This window comes from Mesorhizobium sp. B2-2-3 (genome assembly GCF_006442405.1).
Lineage (GTDB): Bacteria > Pseudomonadota > Alphaproteobacteria > Rhizobiales > Rhizobiaceae > Mesorhizobium.
Genome location: NZ_VFWC01000009.1, coordinates 185,896 through 202,741 on the forward strand (window position 1 = coordinate 185,896; position 16,846 = coordinate 202,741).

A 16,846-nucleotide genomic window follows, 5' to 3' on the forward strand; every position below is an offset into this window, starting at 1 on the left:
CTACTGCAAAGACTTCAGCAAATTGTCGATCGTAGACGGATTGAACTGCGGTTTGGCCGGAGGCGGATTGTCGTTGGCCACCGGCGGCGGCGCCCGTTCCGGGTTCGGCGCCTGCTCGGCGCCCTTGCGCTCTGCTTCCAGCCTTGCCTTCTCCTGCGAGGAGGTCCGCATCGCCTCCTCGGCCTTTGCCTTGGCATCCGCCTCGGCTTTGACTTTTGCCTCGGCATCCGCCTTGGCCCTGGCCTCTGCTTCGGCCTGCGCCTGAGCTTCCGCCTCGGCTTTCGCCTTGGCGTCGGCCTCGGCCTTCAGCCGCGCCGCCTCCTCCCGCTGTCGCTGCTCCTCGGCCGCCTTGTCGCGCTGGTCCTGCAACGCAGCGTAGTAGCGCACTTCGCGCCGCAGCCGCTGCTTCTCCAGCAACGCGGCCTGCATCGCCTCGACCCGCTGCTGCTCCTTCTCCAGCGCGCGCTGCGTCAGGAACTGCGCCAGCGGTTCGCTGTCGAACTGCCGTTTGACGGCGCCGAACGGCCCCTCGACGCTGAAATTCATCGCCGGTTCGGAACCGACGAGCGCTTCGTCGCCGGGCCGGTAGGTGACCGCGCCCTTGGCGGAGACCGTATCGGCATTGAGGTCCGCCGTGATGTCGGCGGACAAGGTCGCCGAAGGATTTTCGAGGCTGATCGGCGGCGCTCGCAGCGTGCCACCTGCAATGGTGAAGGCGATGTCGGTATCCTTTGCCGCGAAACTGCCATCTGCCGCGATAGCGGGCGCGAAGCCGGCGGTCTTGGCTGCATCGATATCGCGGCCGATCGCGTCGGCCTTGGCGAGGAAGGTGCTGAACGCATTGGGATTGACGCCGGCGACCGTGACGCCCTTCAGCGCCGCCGTGCCCGAACCCGACAGAGCGGCGATCATCGCGTCGACCGATTTGCCGCTTGTCGAAAACGCCGCGGAGACATCCCCCTTGCCGCCGATGCCGGCATCCGGCAGCACGGCTGGCAGATCGGCGTCCGCGAGCTTCATCTGGCCGGTGAAAAGCCCAGTGCCGTCATTGTTTTTCAATTCGAACAGGCCGGTCAGCGCACCGCCAAGGAATTTCGCCTTGAGATCGGACACGCGGATGCCTTCCTGGTCGAGCTTCAGCGACAAGGCCGCGTCATAGGCGGTCGCGAATGGCCCTGCGGCAAGGGAAGCCGTGGTCAAGTCGAGATCGGCCGTGAATGGAAGGCTGGATTTCTGGCTGAACGGGGCCGACGGCCACACACCGCCTTTATTGTCTCCGCTCTTGTCCGTGAACGCGGAATCGCCGAACAGCGCCACCGCCATCGGGTCCAGATCAAGTTCGTCGAGCGCCAGTGAGCCGGCCAGATGCGGCACGCCATCCTTGCCGTCAATCCCCTCCTTGACGTCGATGTTCACGTCACCCGACACCGCAGCTTCGTTGATGGCGGCGTTGAGGCCGGAGAGCACCAGTAGGCCGTTGCCGTAATCGGCCTGCGCGGTGAGCGACGTCGACGTGCCTGTCCCCATGCCCGGCAGGCCTATGCCCGATGTCATCAGCCAGGGCTCGATGTCGGCCGCATCGAGGCTGACCTTGCCCTTCGCGACCGGACCTTGGGGCGTGTCGGCTACGGTGCCGTCGAAACCGGCGTTGAAGTCGTTGCCGGCAAGGCTGAAGCTCGTCGCAAGGCCGCCGCCCAGCGTGCCCTTGGCCTGGATGTCGGTGCTTGCCTCGCCGAGCATGCCGAGCGGCAGCGCCGGCAAGCCGTAAAGTGCCAGCAGCGCTGTGGCGTCGGGGTTCCTGGCATTGAAGGTCAGCGCCACAGGCGCTTCAAGAAACTTGTCGACCGCTCCCTTCCCCGACAGCGAGGCGGAAAAGGACGATCCGCCGGCCTTGCCTTGCCCGCTCACAGCAAGCCCTGTTGTGCCGTCGCCATTGTCGGCGGCACTCACCACAAGATCGACGCGCGAATCCTGGAACAGGTCGGGATAAGCAGCGGCGCGGCTTGCCAGTCCCTTGAGCACGGCATTGTCGGCATAATGCTGCGCCGCCACGTCTATCAGCGGCTTCAGGTCGACGGCGACCACGGAGGCGTCAAGCTTGCCGGTCGGGCTCGCCGGAAAATCCTTGATCCGGCCTGTGGCGCTGATCGACGCGCCGGCCAGCCCGCCCACCGACAGTCGGTCGATCTCAAGCAGCCCGTCGCGCAGCCTGAGCGCGGTGTCGACCGTGTCGGCGGTCAAGCCTCCGGCACTGACCGGTCCCGCCTTGATCTGGAAATCGAGGTCGCGATCGGCAAATCGGTTGGCGCCCTTGTCGCTGATGAAGATCGAAGCGAAGGCCGCTAGCCCGTCGACATCGAGATCGCCGCCTTCCAGCCGCATCAGCACCGAGGGCCTGGCGTCGTCGGGCTGGCTGGAATCGATGCGGCCGGAAAACGTCGCTTTGCCCAGGACCAGTTCGAGATCGCTGAAGGCCTGGCGCTTTTCGGAGAGATCGACTTTAGCCCGGAAGCCGGCGGCGGGCAGACGCCGGATCGCCTCGTCGACGTCCTTCGACAACCAGGCAGCGAAGCCGGAAGGCTGCGCCACCGCCAGCAGCAGCGAACCGGTGAAGCCGAAATGGTTCTCGACGCTGAGCAGGCCGTCGGCCTCCAGCGTGGCGCGGCCGGGCAGTGTCGCGGCGAGCGATTTCACCGACCAGCCGCCATCGACCGGCTCGGCGGAAAGATGAACGTCGCGAACCGTGGTGTCACCGGCCACCACGGCCGGCAACCTGACCTCGACCGTTCCGGGAATGGTCGGCTTAGGCAGGTCGAGCAAGGCCTGTTCCAGTCCGGCAATGCGCTGATCCAGTGTCAGGCCGGCGCCTGCCGCCGCACCCACGGCCTCGTCGAACTGCACCTGCGCGCCATTGGCCTCGATGGCGAAGCTCGGCTTCTGGCCGAGATCGATCGAGGCCTTGCCGTCGGCGGTATAGGGATTGTCGAGGGGTCCGGTCTCGAAGCGGAATTCATCGATGCCGAGCTTCTGGTGATCGAGCGCGAACTTGCCGTTAACCCGAAAGCCGGGATTGGACTTGCCGGTGCCGACCTTCACCGTCTCGCCATCGGTGCCCCGCAACTGGGCTGAGTTCTTATCGGCGCCGGAAATCTTGAACTGTCCGGAGTAGATGGCGGCGCCGTTGACGATGCCGGCATTGCCGTCGGTTTCGATGACCAGCGGATACGCGTCGGGATCGGCCTTGAGCCGAAACCGCATCTGGCCGTTGGCTTCGGCCTTGCCGGTAGTGGCGGCAACCGTCGTGCGCAGGCCGTCGAACCTCAACGTGCCATCCATGCGCCACGGGCCCGCCAGCGATTTGGCCGAAATGGTCGAATTGATCTCGGACATGGTGTGGCTGCGTCCGCCGGCGGCATGACGCAGCTCGATCTGCCCTTCCGTCACCGTCAGCTTCTCGATCGAGATCTGGTTGAGGTTGAAGGGCGAGGACGGCCGCATCGCCCAGTCGACGGTACCATTGGCGGCGATGTCGATCGTCGCTTTCGGCCGCACCAGCCGCATGTCGAAAATCAGCACCTCGCCACGCAGGAACGGCGCCAGTTCCGCATCCATCGAAAACGTCTCGACGGTCATCGCCGGCTGGCCGGCGGGGCCGCCGGCAACGGCGACATTGGAGAAGGTTACCGACGGAAACGGCAACAAGCGCGCCGTGGCGTCGCCCTGCACGGTCACCTTGCGGCCGAGAATGGCGCTCGCTTCGCGCTCGAACTGCGCCCGATAGCCGGACCAGTCGACAAAATACGGCCCCACCAGCGCCGCGCACAGCACCAGCACGAACAGGCCACCAAAGATCACGAACAGGCGTGCGAGCATCAGTTCCGAACGGTTTGGTTGAAATCAGCCGCACTCTACCTGCATCCGCGTGTCGATAAAGAGGCAATTCGATCGTCGTCGGCGACAACCATGGACGGCGTTCGATGTTGCGCGGTCGCTCTTGATCGCGATACCTTGCTTTGGGCGTCCTCGCCCTGTTCCGGTCGCGGCGTTTTCCGATCCGGGATCGTCTGAAACAATCCTGGAAAAGCGGAGAATTGGGGATGTCGGGGAAGAACTGGGACCGTGTGCCGATCGATGCGCAGAGCGTCGATGCGCCGCTTTCGCAATCAGCGATTTTCCTTGTCGTCACCATAGCCGATGAACAGGCGGTTCTCGGAAAGGTTTGTTCCGTACTCGGCGACCTTGACGACCTGGTCAAGACTGTCGGGTTCCGCGACCTCGGCGGCCGCCTGTCCTGCATCGCCGGCATCGGCCACGATCTATGGAACCGGCTCAACCCCGGCCGGCGGCCGGCGGAGTTGAAGCGGTTCGCGCCGATCAAGGGTGCGGTTCACGCCGCGCCCACGACGCCGGGCGACCTTCTCTTCCATATCCGCTCCGAGCGGCCCGACATGTGCTTCGAGTTCGAGCGTATCCTGCTGGACAGGCTTGGTCCCGGCGTGACCGTCGTCGACGAAGTCTCGGGCTTCCGTTATTTCGATGCCCGCGACCTGCTCGGTTTCGTCGACGGCACAGCCAACCCCACCGGCCTCGATCTGCCCGCCTCGGCGCTCGTTGGCGACGAAGATCCCGATTTTGCCGGCGGCAGCTATGTCGTCGTTCAAAAATACCTGCACGATCTCCAGGCGTGGGCGCGAATCCCCACGCCCGTGCAGGAGGCGATCATCGGCCGAACCAAGATCGACAACATCGAAATCGATGATGACGAAGCGCCGCGCAAATCGCACAAGTCGCTCGCCACCATCGAGGATGCCGACGGCACCGAACATGACATATTGCGCGACAACATGCCGTTCGGCCGGCCGGGGCAACGGGAATTCGGCACCTACTTCATCGGCTATTCGAGATATCTCTGGGTGATCGAGAAGATGCTGCAGCGCATGTATGTCGGCGATCCGCCCGGCGCCTACGACCGGCTGCTTGATTTCTCCACCCCTCACACCGGCACGACATTCTTCGCACCGACACGGCCGATGCTGCAGGTGCTTGCCGAAGCAGCGCCAGAGAAGTTGGCCACTCGGTAAACGACGCACACAGCAAAGCGGCCTGTCGACCACGTGCCGGCGGAGAAGCGTTTGTCGTGCTTCGGCGTGCTGCGGAGATCAGCACGCGATCATCGGCGTCATCAGTGCGAATTCAACGCGCGTCGCGCTTTGCCTGCGCCACCTTGGCCGCTTTGCGTTGTCGGCCGAGCTCGGCCGGCCGAACCAGATTCGGCGTCCTCTGGTTTGCCACCGCTCGCATGCCCTTGTGCGCAGTGCGCGCGTTGAACGCTGGACCATCCGTCGGCGCTTTCTGCTTCAGGGCCAGCGCCTTGCGCGCGCTGTCGACCAATGAGACGCGCGCCGTCAACTGGCGGCGCCGTTCGGCCTCGCCATTCAACCGCCGCATGGCCGTCGCCAGCACCGCAAGCTTCAACTGAGAGCCGCCATCGGCCTTTGAAGCGACAGCCCCTTTCGGTGTGCCCTTGCCCCGGATTTCGCGCCGGCGTCGATGCGCCTCGGTCTGCGCCTTGTCGCGCCGCTCCCGCAGGCGTTTGACGAGGCCGGACAGATCGGCGTCAGAAAGGTCCTGGACCGCCGGATGGTGCGATTTCTCCACCAGCTCGTGTTCGTCGGCACTCAGCGCGCGCGCTTCTTCCTTGCGTGAAATCGCCATGACACCACTCCTCCGCTTGGGTCGCCCATCTTCTGGGCCTTCAGCACGCGGAGTCTCGGCCCGATTGGAGGTGGGGTCAAGACGAGCCTATGACGGTGCCTGCTCGGCAGCCGGCAGGATCTTGCCCGGGTTCATGATATCGAGCGGATCGAGCGCCTGCTTGATCGTGCGCATGATGTCGACGCCGTGGCCGAGCTCATGGCGCAGGAAGCCGATCTTGCCCTGGCCGATGCCGTGCTCGCCGGTGCAGGTGCCCTCCATGGCGATGGCCCGCATGTTGAGCCGCGCCACGAATTTCTCCGACAGCGCGATTTCCTTCGGGTCGTCCACGTCCATCAGCACCAGCACGTGGAAATTGCCGTCGCCGGCATGGCCGACGATCGGCGCGACAAGCCCCATTTCGGCGATGTCGGCCTCGGTTTCGGTGACGCATTCGGCAAAACGCGAGATCGGAACGCAGACGTCGGTCGACAGGCCCTTGGCGCCTGGCCGCAGCGTCAGCGACGACCAATAGGCGTCATGTCTGGCCTTCCAAAGTTTGGTGCGCTCCTCGGCGACACTGGTCCACAGGAACGGTCCGCCGCCATTCTCCTCGGCGATCATGCCGAAGGTCTCGGCCTGCTCGGCAACGCCGGCATCGCTGCCATGGAATTCGACGAACAGGCACGGGCTTTCGGGATAGTCGAGCTTGGAATAAGCTTTCATCGCCCGCATCTGCAGCGCGTTGACCAGTTCGATGCGCGCCACCGGAATGCCCATCTGGATCGTCGCGATGACGGCGTTGCAGGCCGCTTCGACGCTCGGAAACGGGCAGACACCGCCGGAAATCGCCTGCGGAATCCCTTGCAGCCTCAAGGTCAGCGAGGTGATGATGCCGAGCGTGCCTTCCGAGCCGACCAGCAGCCGTGTCAGGTCGTAGCCGGCCGAGCTTTTTTTTGCCCGCTTGCCAGTGGTCACCGCCTCGCCATCGGCCATGACGGCCGTCAGCGACAGCACGTTCTCGCGCATCGTACCGTAGCGCACCGCGTTAGTGCCTGAGGCCCGTGTCGCCGCCATGCCGCCCAGCGAGGCATTGGCGCCGGGATCGATTGGAAAAAACAGGCCGGTGTCGCGCAGATGCCGGTTGAGATCCTCGCGAGTCACCCCGGGCTCGACCGTGCAGTCGAGATCCTGCGGATTGACCGAGAGGATCCGGTTCATCCGGGAAGTGTCGACCGAGATGCCGCCGCCCGGCGCGTTGGTGTGGCCTTCGAGCGAGGAGCCGACGCCGAAGGCGATCACCGGCACGCGGTGCGCGGCGCAGGCGCGCACGATCTCCTGTACCTCGGCGGTCGTTTCCGGGAAGACGACGCCGTCCGGCGCCTGCGTCGGGATGTAGGTTGTCGTATGCGCATGCTGGGAGCGAACCGCCTGGCCGGTCTGAAAGCGCTCGCCAAACCGCTGCTTGAGGATGCCGAGCACGGCGGCGATGCCTTCTTCGTTGCGCTCGACCGGATTGAGGTCGCTCAGGGCCATGAATTCCTCCGCGAATGGACCAGTGTCCATGCTTGTCATGCATTTATGGATGATGCCTAACGCAATTCCAGGAAAAGTGTGAAGCGGTTTTCCCAGGGAAAGCGCCTAGCGCTTTCCCTGGGGAATTGTATCAAAGAGGCGGTCCGACGTTTCCGTGAAACGATGAACCGCTCTTACAACCACGCTCTGTCCAGCACCAGAACAAGGAAGTTGCCATGCCGATCCCCGCCCCTTTTGTTTCTCAGCCAATGGCTATCGAGAAGGACTGGATCGATTATAACGGCCATCTCAACATGGCCTACTACAACGTCCTGTTCGACCGCTGTTCGGATGAAGCCTTCGAGGCGATGGGCATGGGGCTGGACTATGTCAAGAACCGTCGCCTCACCATCTACACCGCCGAAGTCCATGTCTGCTACGTGCAGGAACTGCATCTCGACCACAAGGTCACGGTCTCCTTCCAGCTCATCGATCATGACGAGAAGCGGCTGCGGTTCTACCAGGAAATCCGCCATGCCGACGGCTGGCTCGCCGCGACGTCCGAGCAGCTTGCACTGCATGTCGACATGTCCGGGCCCAAGGTAGCCCCCTTTCCCGCCGACGTGCTGGCCAAGATCGAAGCGATGCGCGCCGCTCACTCAGCCTTGCCGATGCCCGAGCGCGCCGGCCGCTCGATCGGCATCAAACGCAAGACGGCTTGAACCAGCTCGGGGCCCGCGTTAACCTTACCGAGGTTTTAACGGGAACAAGCCGATTGGACCGTTGCGCGACTCAGCGGGCCGTTCGAAAACGATCCGCATCGAAGTAGCGACACGGGCGGCGGGGCATAGCCGATTCGGGGGACGTGCATGAAAACCGATATCAAAGTCGAGGTGGACAGGCTCGCCGCCGATCCGCGCATTACCGACTATGATTTCTGGCGCTCGCTGAAGAACGTCAACAACGAGATCTTCCACATCGCCAACAACAATGAGCCGATCCCCTTCGACATGATCCGCTGGCGCGTCATCCTTAAGCAGGCCCGCATGAAGCGCGGCCACGCCTGACGCTGCGGGTAGAGCGGCCACTTCCGTTGACGACATTCCAGGGGTTTGACCTCAACCCTGTCGCCTGATCGCCGCCAGCGGCGAGCGCGCCACCACCGGCGATGACTGGATGATCGCCGTGTTGGTCATCGCGTAGGGAATGATGCGGTCGATCACCCGTTCGAGTTCGGCCATTGAGCCGACATGCGCGAGCGCGATGAAACAGTCCTCGCCGGTTACCCGGTCGCATTGCGTGATCTCGGGTAGGTCGCGGATGATCTCGGCCACGACGGCGAGCTGCCCCGGCACCGGCCTGATGCGCAGCCATGCCGACAGGTTCAGACCAAGCGCCGCCGGATTGATCCGCACGCAATAGGCTTCGATGACGCCGCTCTCCTGAAGCTGCTTGATGCGCTCGGACACGCTCGGCGCCGACAGGCCGACGGCGCGCGCCAGCTCGGCCGTGCTGGCGCGCGCATCTTTTTCCAGCAGGCGCAGGATCTTCAGATCGACCGCATCGAGATCGATATTTTGGTTTCGAAGGTGTTTCATCAAAAATTCCTTGCATCTGGAAAGCGATCGAGGTCATTGAACGATCATCACCCATATTAGATGGGAAAAATACCTGCGATACTGATCCGATGAACGATCAGACGCAAGTCCAAACCACGCGCACCGCCGGTGCAGCCTTTACCAGCCTGGCGACATCGCTGCCGCCGCATGTCTGGTTCTGCGTCAGCGCCGTGTTCCACTATCTCGGCCCTGCCTTCGCCGTGCTTTTGTTTGCGCAGATCGGCGTGCTTGGCATGGCCTGGCTGCGCATCGCCACCGCCGCGTTGATCTTCGCGCCGCTGACGCGTCCGTGGCGAACCTTCGCCCAGGCCAATCGGTCGACACGGCTGCTGCTGCTCGCCTTCGGCGCCTGTCTGGCAGTGATGAACTGCTCCTTCTATCTGGCGCTCGACCGCCTGCCGATTTCGCTGGTGGCCGCGATCGAATTCGTCGGCACCATCGGCGTCGCGCTGGTCGGTCTCCGAAGCGCGCGCAATCTCACTGCCCTTGCCGTCGCCGTTGCCGGCACCTTGCTGCTGATCGACGTCAAATGGTCCAGCGATCCCATCGGTCTGTTCTGGGCCTTCCTCAACGGCGCGCTCTTTGTGGGCTACATCGTGCTCGGCCACCGCGTCGCCGCTTCAGGCGCCGGCGGCGGCATTGCCGGGCTCGGCGCCGCCATGGCCATGGCCTTCCTGGTCGTGCTGCCGATCGGCTTCACCGACGCGTTGCCCGCCTTTTTCTCCGCGCCGCTGCTGATGGCGGCCGTCGGCGTCGGCATCTGCTCCTCGGTCATCCCCTATATCTGCGACCAGCTCGCCATGGCGCGGCTGCCGCGGTCGAGCTTCGCACTGATGCTGTCGCTGCTGCCAGTCACCGCGACGCTGATCGGCATTCTCGTGCTGCGCCAGATCCCCGGCATCAGCGACTGCATCGGTATTGCGCTGGTGGTGGCCGGCGTCGCCTTGCATAGGCCTGCGAGCACGCAGTAGATCCTCCGCTAAGCCAGTTTCTCCTTCAGGAAGGCGACGGTCCGGCCCCAGGCGAGATCAGCCGCCTTCTTGTCATAGCGCGCTGCCGAAGTGTCATTGTTGAAGGCGTGATTGGCGCCTTCATAGACATAGACCGTGTATTCGACATGCGCGGCATCGAGTTCCTTCTTGAAGGCGTCGATGCCGGCATTGGTCCGTTCGTCCAATCCGGCATAGTGCAGCAGCAGCGCCGCCTTTATCTTGGAAACGTCCGCGGCCTTCGGCTGCATGCCGTAATAGGCGACACTTGCCGCCAGATCAGGCGCGTTCACGGCGAGCATGTTGGCCGTGCCGCCGCCCCAGCAGAAACCGACGACACCGACCTTGCCGTTGCCGTCCTTGTCGGCCTTGAGGAAAGCCACCGTCGCGACGCCATTGGCGACGGTCTGCGCCGGATCCAGCTTGGTGAACATGTCGCGCGCCTTGTCCTCGTCGGCGGGCGTCTCGCCGAGCGGCGACAGGAAATCCGGAGCGAGCGCCACGAAGCCCTCCAGCGCCACGCGCCGGGCGACGTCGCGTATATGCGGGTTGAGCCCCCTGTTTTCGTGGATGACGATGACGGTGCCGAGCTTGCCCGCCTGGTCCGCCGGCTTGACCAGATAGCCCTTCATCTCGCCGCCGGCGCCGGGATAGGTGATGTCCTGGCCTTTCACGCGGGGATCGTTCTCGGCGACGATGGCCGCTTGGGCAGAGTTGGCAGCCAGCATCGGCGCGATCGCCGCGGCCGCCGCCCCGGATCCCGCAAGCCGGGTCAGTTGCTCCATGAAGCGGCGGCGATCGAGTGTCAGATGCGTGTATTCGTCATAGGCCTCGATCATCGCCTGGGTGATCCCAAGCTTTGCTGGTCTGGCGGCTGCTTTGGTCATGGCGCATTCCTCGGCTTCAGGCTTCAACACCGGAGCTAGATAGGGGCGCGGCCGGCCCGGTCCAGCCTGGATGAGCGCAGCGGCAAGCATCGGCCGCAGCCAGTGAAGCCGGCAACGCCGGCGCCCGCCCCATCACTTTTTGGTCATCGCCGATAAATCCTGCCGGCACTGCCACAATGGTAAGGGAAGCTGCGTGCTACCGATGCCCGTCCCATCCCGTCCCGACCAGAAGGACACCCGCCGATGATCGTGCCTATCCTCACCAGCGCGTTCGTCCTTGCCCTGGCTGCCGCTCAGGCATTACGCTTCCGGCTTGTGGACGCAGGCAGGCGGTCGATGATCGAGCTTCGCATCGGCCGGGACCGCCGCCCGGACCCGAAATCCCAAATTTGAGGTGAGACCATGAACGTCCAGGATATCGTCAACACCGTCTCGCAAAAGGCGGGCCTCGACCAGGCAACGACCGAGAAAGTCGTCGGCACCATCTTCTCGGTGCTGGAGCACGAGGCGGAAGGCACCAAGGTTTCGGGTTTCTTCGCCAAGATTCCCGGCGCCGACGATCTCGCCCGCCAATACGACGTCATGGCCGCCGGCGCGGCCGGCGGTGGCGGCCTGCTGTCGTCGCTGCAAGGCGCGCTGGGCGGTGTTCTCGGCGAAAAGGCCGGCGCACTGATCAACGGCGTCGCCGCGCTCAAGGCTTCCGGCCTCGACATGGCGCAGATCAGGCAGGCCGGCGCCACGCTGATCCAGCAGGCCGAAGCCGCCGCCGGGCCTGATCTCACCAATGAAGTGCTCGGCTCGGTACCCAGCCTGAAGAGCCATCTCGGAATCAGTTAGGGCGCGATCCTGCGAGACCGCACCCGTTCCTACTTCGGCAGCGCATACGCCATCACGTAATCGCCGGGCTTGGTGCCGACCGAGCCATGGCCGCCGGCGACGATGACCACGAACTGGCGCCCGTCAGCCACCGTATAGGTCATCGGCGTCGATTGCCCGCCGGCTGGCAGGCGCGCCTGCCAGAGCTGCCTGCCTGAGGTCAGGTCGTAGGCGCGCAGGTAGTCGTCGACCGCGGCGCCGAGGAAAGCCACCCCGCCGGCGGTGATCATCGGCCCGCCAATGCCGGGCACGCCGACCTTCAGCGGCAAAGGCAGCGGCGTCATGTCGTAGACCGTGCCGTTCCTGTGCTTGTAAACGATCTGTCCGGTCCTGAGGTCGGCGCCGGCGACATAGCCCCATGGCGGCGCCTGGCACGGAATGCCGAGCGGCGACAGGAACGGTCCCATCACCACCGCATAAGGAGCGCCGTCATTTCGGTTCAGCCCCTGCTCGCTGCCCTTGGCGTCGCCTGGCGGCGGCACGTCCGCGCGGGGCACAAGCCTGGAGGTGAAGGCGAGATAGGTCGGCATGCCAAACAGCACCTGCCGGACCGGATCGACCGCCACGCCGCCCCAGTTGAAGACGCCGAAATTGCCGGGATAGACCAGCGTGCCCTGCAGCGATGGCGGCGTGTAGCGGCCCTCATAGCGCAGCCTGTGCAACGCAATCCGGCACGCCAGCTGGTCGAACATGGTGATGCCCCACATGTCGGCATCGGTCAGCGGCGGCGGATTGAAGGAAAGGTCCGACACCGGCTGCGTGGGCGATGTGTGGTCGCCTTCGATGGCGCCGCCGGGCGCCGGCACTTCCTTGACCGGGATGACCGGCTCGCCGGTGCGCCGGTCGAGCACGTAGAGGTCGCCCTGCTTGGTCGGCCCGACCAGCGCCGGCACGACCGTTCCGTCGGTCTTGGTGATGTCGACAAGGCTCGGCTGCGCCGGCACATCCATGTCCCAAAGGTCATGATGCACGGTCTGGCGCACCCATTTCAATTGCCCCGTATTGAGGTCGAGCGCGGTGATCGAGGAGGAGAATTTCTCGACATTGGCGCTGCGGCCGGCGCCGAGCTGGTCCGGCGTCTGGTTGCCGAGCGGTATGTAGAGCAGGCCGAGCTTTTCGTCGGCACTCGGCGTCGACCACATGTTGGGCGAATTGGCGGTGTAGGTCTGGCCTGCCGCTAGCGGCGTGGTCTGCTCGGGATTGCCGGAATCCCAGTTCCAGATCAGCGCGCCCGTGGAGGCATCGAAGGCGCGGATGACGCCGGAGGGCTCCTGCGTGGAATAATTGTCGTTGACCGCGCCGCCGACGACGATCTTGTCGCCTGATATCAGCGGCGCCGATGTCGAATAGTAATAGCCGGACTTGGGATAAGGCATGCCGGTCAGAAGGTTCAGCGTACCGCCTTCGGCAAACGCCTGACAGACCTGACCGTTGGCGGCGTCGAGTGCGATCAGCCGCGCATCCGAAGTCGGCAGGTAGACACGCGCGGCGCAAGGCTGCCCGGCACCGATCTTGGCATCGGCGTAATAGGAGACGCCGCGGCAGGTCTGGTGCTGGCGGTCCTTGTCGAGCTTGACCTGGGGATCGTAGCGCCACTTCTCCTTGCCCGTGGCGGCGTCGATGGCGATGGCGAAATTGTGCGGCGTGCAGATGTAGAGCGTATCGGCGATCTTCAGCGGCGTCACCTGATAGGTGGTCTCACCGACGTCGTCGGGACCTTTCACATCGCCGGTGCGATAAGTCCAGGCCGGCTGCAGGTTGGCGACGTTCTCCGGCGTGATCTGGTCGAGCGGCGAATAGCGCTGGCCATAGGGCGTGCGGCCGTAGAAGTGCCATTCGCCGGCAGGTATGTCGCCGCCGAGATCGGCCGCCGGGGTCACCTTGTCGATGTCGAGATTGCCGGCAATATCCTTGGGATCGGTCGTCATTGAATAGCCGGCGACCGCCAGCGACGCCAACACGGCGAGAATGAGCGGCGCGCGGCCATCGGGACCAATAAGGCCCCGCCTCGCCCACGGCGTCAGCAGCCACAGCGCGACGAGCACGATGATGCCGCCGCGGGGCCCGAGTTCCCACCAGTCGAAGCCGATTTCCCAGACCGCCCAGGCAAGCGTGCCCAGCACGATCGCGGCGTAGAGCCAGAGCGCGGTGGATCTGCGCCGGTAGAGCAGCCATGCGGCGATGAGGAAGGCGATGCCTGATATGATGTAGTACCAGCTGCCTCCCAGTGAAGCCAACCAGATGCCGCCGGCGCCAAGCGCGAGGCCGATGAGGAGAAGAATGAGGGAGGTGATGGTGACAGCCAAGATGATACTCCTTCGACTGTTGCGCGCCTCGAGGCGGCCGTGGGCAACAGGATCCCCTCCTTGCCCTTTGCGCAGCTTTCCCTCACCCGCCCTGCCTGTCAAGCAGGCCGGAAACAATCAGGAGTGGAACAAAACGTAGACAGTTCTGGTCTTTCTCCACCGAATCACTACATTCGGGGCGATGTCCGGCTTTTCCGAAGACATGCCCTTTTTCGATGAACCCGATGCGCGGCCCACCGCCCCGTCGGGCATCGCCGCGCGCGCCATGGCTGCCCGCGGCGGCCACAACAACGCGCCCGACTATCTCAAGGGGTTGAACCCCGAGCAGCGGCTGGCGGTGGAAACCACCGAAGGTCCCGTTCTGGTGCTGGCCGGCGCCGGCACCGGCAAGACGCGCGTCTTGACCACCCGCATCGCCCACATCCTGGCGACCGGAAAAGCCTTTCCCTCGCAGATCCTGGCCGTGACCTTCACCAACAAGGCCGCGCGCGAGATGAAGCAGCGCATAGGCATCCTGATCGGCGAAGGCAATGTCGAGGGCATGCCCTGGCTCGGCACCTTCCACTCGATCGGCGTCAAGCTCTTGCGCAGGCACGCCGAGCTTGCCGGGCTGAAATCCGACTTCACCATTCTCGACACCGACGACGTCGTGCGGCTGATCAAGCAATTGATCCAGGCCGAGGGCCTCGACGACAAGCGCTGGCCGGCCAAGCAGTTCGCGCAGATGATCGACGGCTGGAAGAACAAGGGGCAAGGCCCGGACGACATTGCCGAGGGCGATGCGCGTAGTTTCGCCAACGGCAAGGGCCGCGAGCTCTACAAGGCCTATCAGGAGCGCCTGCAGACGCTGAACGCCTGCGATTTCGGCGATCTGCTCTGCCACCCTATCCGCATCTTCCGCGCCAATCCGGACGTGCTGAAGGAGTATCACAAGCGGTTCAGATACATCCTGGTCGACGAGTACCAGGACACCAACACCGCGCAATACATGTGGCTGCGGCTCCTGGCGCAGCGGCCAAATAGCGGACGTAGCGCGACGTCTACGGATTTGCATTCGGCCGAAGGCCGCAAGCCCGACCGGGCGTCCGAGCCTTTGCGAGGCCCCTCCCGCGACGCCGAAGGCGCGCAGAAAAGAGGGGTCGGGCCCGCGCCGGCAGGCGCGGAACAGCCCGTGAGCGAAAACAAAGTAAACATCTGCTGCGTCGGCGACGACGACCAGTCGATCTATGGCTGGCGCGGCGCGGAGGTCGACAACATCCTGCGCTTCGACAAGGATTTTCCCGGCGCCACCATCATCCGGCTGGAGCGCAATTATCGTTCCACCGCGCATATCCTCGGCGCCGCTTCGCACCTCATCGCCCACAATGAAGGTCGCTTCGGCAAGACGCTGTTCACCGATCGCGACGACCCCGAGGATGGCAAGGTCAACGTCCACGCCGCCTGGGATTCCGAGGAGGAAGCACGCGCCGTCGGCGAGACGATCGAGGCTTATCAGCGCCAGAAGCACAATCTCAACGACATGGCGATCCTGGTGCGCGCGTCCTTCCAGATGCGCGAGTTCGAGGACCGCTTCGTCACGCTCGGTCTCAACTACCGCGTCATCGGCGGCCCGCGCTTCTATGAGCGCATGGAGATCCGCGACGCACTTGCCTTCTTCCGCGTCGTCGCGCAAGGCGCCGATGATCTCGCCTTCGAGCGCATCGTCAATGTGCCCAAGCGCGGCCTCGGCGAAACCACCATCCGTCAGATCCACGACACGGCCCGCGCGCTGCGTGTACCGATGCTGGAAGCCGCTGCCAAGCTCGCCGAGAGCGATGAATTGAAGCCCAAGCCGCGCGCCGCATTGCGCGAGGTCGCCGCCAATTTCGAACGCTGGCAGAAGGCGCTGGAAACCACGCCGCATACTGAGCTCGCCGAGACCATCCTGGAAGAGAGCGGCTACACCGACATGTGGAAGAACGACCGTTCGGTCGAGGCGCCCGGCCGGCTGGAAAACCTCAAGGAGCTGATCCGCTCCATGGAGGAGTATGAATCGCTGCGCTCCTTCCTCGAACATGTCGCTCTGGTCATGGATGCCGAGCAGAACGCCGAACTCGACGCCGTCAACATCATGACGCTGCATTCGGCCAAAGGCCTCGAGTTCGAGACCGTTTTTCTCCCGGGCTGGGAGGAAGGCCTGTTCCCGCACCAGCGCGCGCTGGACGAAGGCGGCCGTTCCGGCCTGGAGGAAGAGCGCCGGCTGGCCTATGTCGGCGTCACCCGTGCCAAGAAGAACCTGCACATCTGGTTCGTCTCCAACCGCCGCATCCACGGCCTGTGGCAATCGACGATTCCCTCCCGCTTCCTCGATGAACTGCCTGAAACCCATGTCGAAGTCGCCGAAAGCGGCAACTCCTATGGCGGCTACGGCAATTCCTATGGCGGCGGCTCGTTCGCTTCCGGCCGGGGCGGCCGCCAGAACCCCTATGGCGCCTCGCGCTTCGACAATGTCGGCGCCGAAAAATCCGGCGCCTTCGCCAACAGCTACGCCACGCCGGGCTGGCAGCGGGCGCAGCAGAACCGCACCGAGGCGACCGATCGCAACTGGGGCTCGCGCTCCGGCCACCAGATCGAGCGCATCGGCTATGGCGAGACCGACAGCGGCTACGGCGCCGGCCGCACGAGCATCAAGGGCCGCACCATCGATGGCGAGTTGGTCGCCAAATCCGTCGCCGACACGCCGTCCCCCTTCAACGTCGGCGACCGCGTCTTCCACCAGAAATTCGGCAACGGCAACATCGCGGCCATCGAAGGCAACAAGCTGACCATCGACTTCGACAAGGCCGGCCAGAAACGCGTGCTGGATGGGTTTGTCGCGGCTGTGTGAGAAAAAATGGACACTCACTCGCGTAAGGAGCTGGTCAAAAATCCTGAGGTTTTCTTGTGAAAATCGAAGTAGATTTTGACCCTAATTATATTTG

At 64.3% G+C, this 16,846-nt stretch carries 13 protein-coding genes; 7 read left to right on the plus strand and 6 right to left on the minus strand.

The genetic code is table 11. The annotated features are described in order from the left end of the window. On the minus strand, window positions 1-3,873 hold the full coding sequence (locus FJ951_RS18485; RefSeq protein ID WP_140516539.1) for an AsmA family protein: 3,873 nt from the start codon (window positions 3,871-3,873) through the stop codon (window positions 1-3). Window positions 3,874-4,097: 224 nt separating this feature from the next. Between FJ951_RS18485 and FJ951_RS18490 the strand changes: the two genes are divergently transcribed. Next, a complete protein-coding gene (locus tag FJ951_RS18490) occupies window positions 4,098-5,081 on the plus strand; it encodes a Dyp-type peroxidase (RefSeq protein ID WP_140516541.1) in 984 nt (327 codons plus the stop codon). 112 nt (window positions 5,082-5,193) lie between these two features. Here FJ951_RS18490 and FJ951_RS18495 read toward each other — a convergent pair whose 3' ends face one another. Both FJ951_RS18495 and FJ951_RS18500 read right to left on the minus strand, forming a co-directional pair. Beyond that, window positions 5,194-5,715: a hypothetical protein gene (locus FJ951_RS18495; protein ID WP_140516543.1), complete on the minus strand. Its 522-nt coding sequence runs from the start codon at window positions 5,713-5,715 to the stop codon at window positions 5,194-5,196. An 87-nt stretch (window positions 5,716-5,802) separates the two neighbouring features. Next, window positions 5,803-7,230, minus strand: coding sequence for an FAD-linked oxidase C-terminal domain-containing protein (locus tag FJ951_RS18500; RefSeq protein ID WP_140516545.1), 1,428 nt, complete (start codon window positions 7,228-7,230; stop codon window positions 5,803-5,805). Between the two features lie 215 nt (window positions 7,231-7,445). On the opposite strand from FJ951_RS18500, the gene FJ951_RS18505 reads away from it, so the two are divergent. Both FJ951_RS18505 and FJ951_RS18510 read left to right on the plus strand, forming a co-directional pair. Next, on the plus strand, window positions 7,446-7,931 hold the full coding sequence (locus tag FJ951_RS18505; protein WP_140516547.1) for a thioesterase family protein: 486 nt from the start codon (window positions 7,446-7,448) through the stop codon (window positions 7,929-7,931). 147 nt (window positions 7,932-8,078) lie between these two features. After that, complete coding sequence (locus FJ951_RS18510) at window positions 8,079-8,276, plus strand: hypothetical protein (RefSeq protein ID WP_140495286.1); 198 nt, start codon at window positions 8,079-8,081, stop codon at window positions 8,274-8,276. 51 nt (window positions 8,277-8,327) lie between these two features. On the opposite strand, the gene FJ951_RS18515 is transcribed toward FJ951_RS18510, so the two are convergent. Beyond that, window positions 8,328-8,807 carry an Lrp/AsnC family transcriptional regulator gene (locus FJ951_RS18515; protein WP_140516549.1) on the minus strand — a complete coding sequence of 160 codons (480 nt, stop codon included), beginning with the start codon at window positions 8,805-8,807 and terminating at the stop codon, window positions 8,328-8,330. 89 nt (window positions 8,808-8,896) lie between these two features. Here FJ951_RS18515 and FJ951_RS18520 point away from each other — a divergent pair, with 89 nt between their 5' ends. Continuing rightward, the gene (locus tag FJ951_RS18520) at window positions 8,897-9,799 is read left to right on the plus strand and encodes a DMT family transporter (protein ID WP_140516551.1); all 903 of its coding nucleotides are present in this window, start codon (window positions 8,897-8,899) and stop codon (window positions 9,797-9,799) included. 8 nt (window positions 9,800-9,807) lie between these two features. Here the strand turns inward: FJ951_RS18520 and FJ951_RS18525 are convergent, their stop codons facing one another. Next, on the minus strand, window positions 9,808-10,704 hold the full coding sequence (locus FJ951_RS18525; RefSeq protein ID WP_140516553.1) for a dienelactone hydrolase family protein: 897 nt from the start codon (window positions 10,702-10,704) through the stop codon (window positions 9,808-9,810). Window positions 10,705-10,947: 243 nt separating this feature from the next. Between FJ951_RS18525 and FJ951_RS28500 the strand changes: the two genes are divergently transcribed. Both FJ951_RS28500 and FJ951_RS18530 read left to right on the plus strand, forming a co-directional pair. After that, window positions 10,948-11,097: a hypothetical protein gene (locus FJ951_RS28500; RefSeq protein WP_181165306.1), complete on the plus strand. Its 150-nt coding sequence runs from the start codon at window positions 10,948-10,950 to the stop codon at window positions 11,095-11,097. Window positions 11,098-11,106: 9 nt separating this feature from the next. Continuing rightward, window positions 11,107-11,541 carry a hypothetical protein gene (locus FJ951_RS18530; protein ID WP_140516555.1) on the plus strand — a complete coding sequence of 145 codons (435 nt, stop codon included), beginning with the start codon at window positions 11,107-11,109 and terminating at the stop codon, window positions 11,539-11,541. 29 nt (window positions 11,542-11,570) lie between these two features. Here the strand turns inward: FJ951_RS18530 and FJ951_RS18535 are convergent, their stop codons facing one another. After that, on the minus strand, window positions 11,571-13,886 hold the full coding sequence (locus FJ951_RS18535; protein WP_140516557.1) for a glucose/quinate/shikimate family membrane-bound PQQ-dependent dehydrogenase: 2,316 nt from the start codon (window positions 13,884-13,886) through the stop codon (window positions 11,571-11,573). 181 nt (window positions 13,887-14,067) lie between these two features. Between FJ951_RS18535 and FJ951_RS18540 the strand changes: the two genes are divergently transcribed. Beyond that, window positions 14,068-16,752 carry a UvrD-helicase domain-containing protein gene (locus FJ951_RS18540; protein WP_140516559.1) on the plus strand — a complete coding sequence of 895 codons (2,685 nt, stop codon included), beginning with the start codon at window positions 14,068-14,070 and terminating at the stop codon, window positions 16,750-16,752. The last annotated feature ends 94 nt before the right edge of the window (window positions 16,753-16,846 follow it).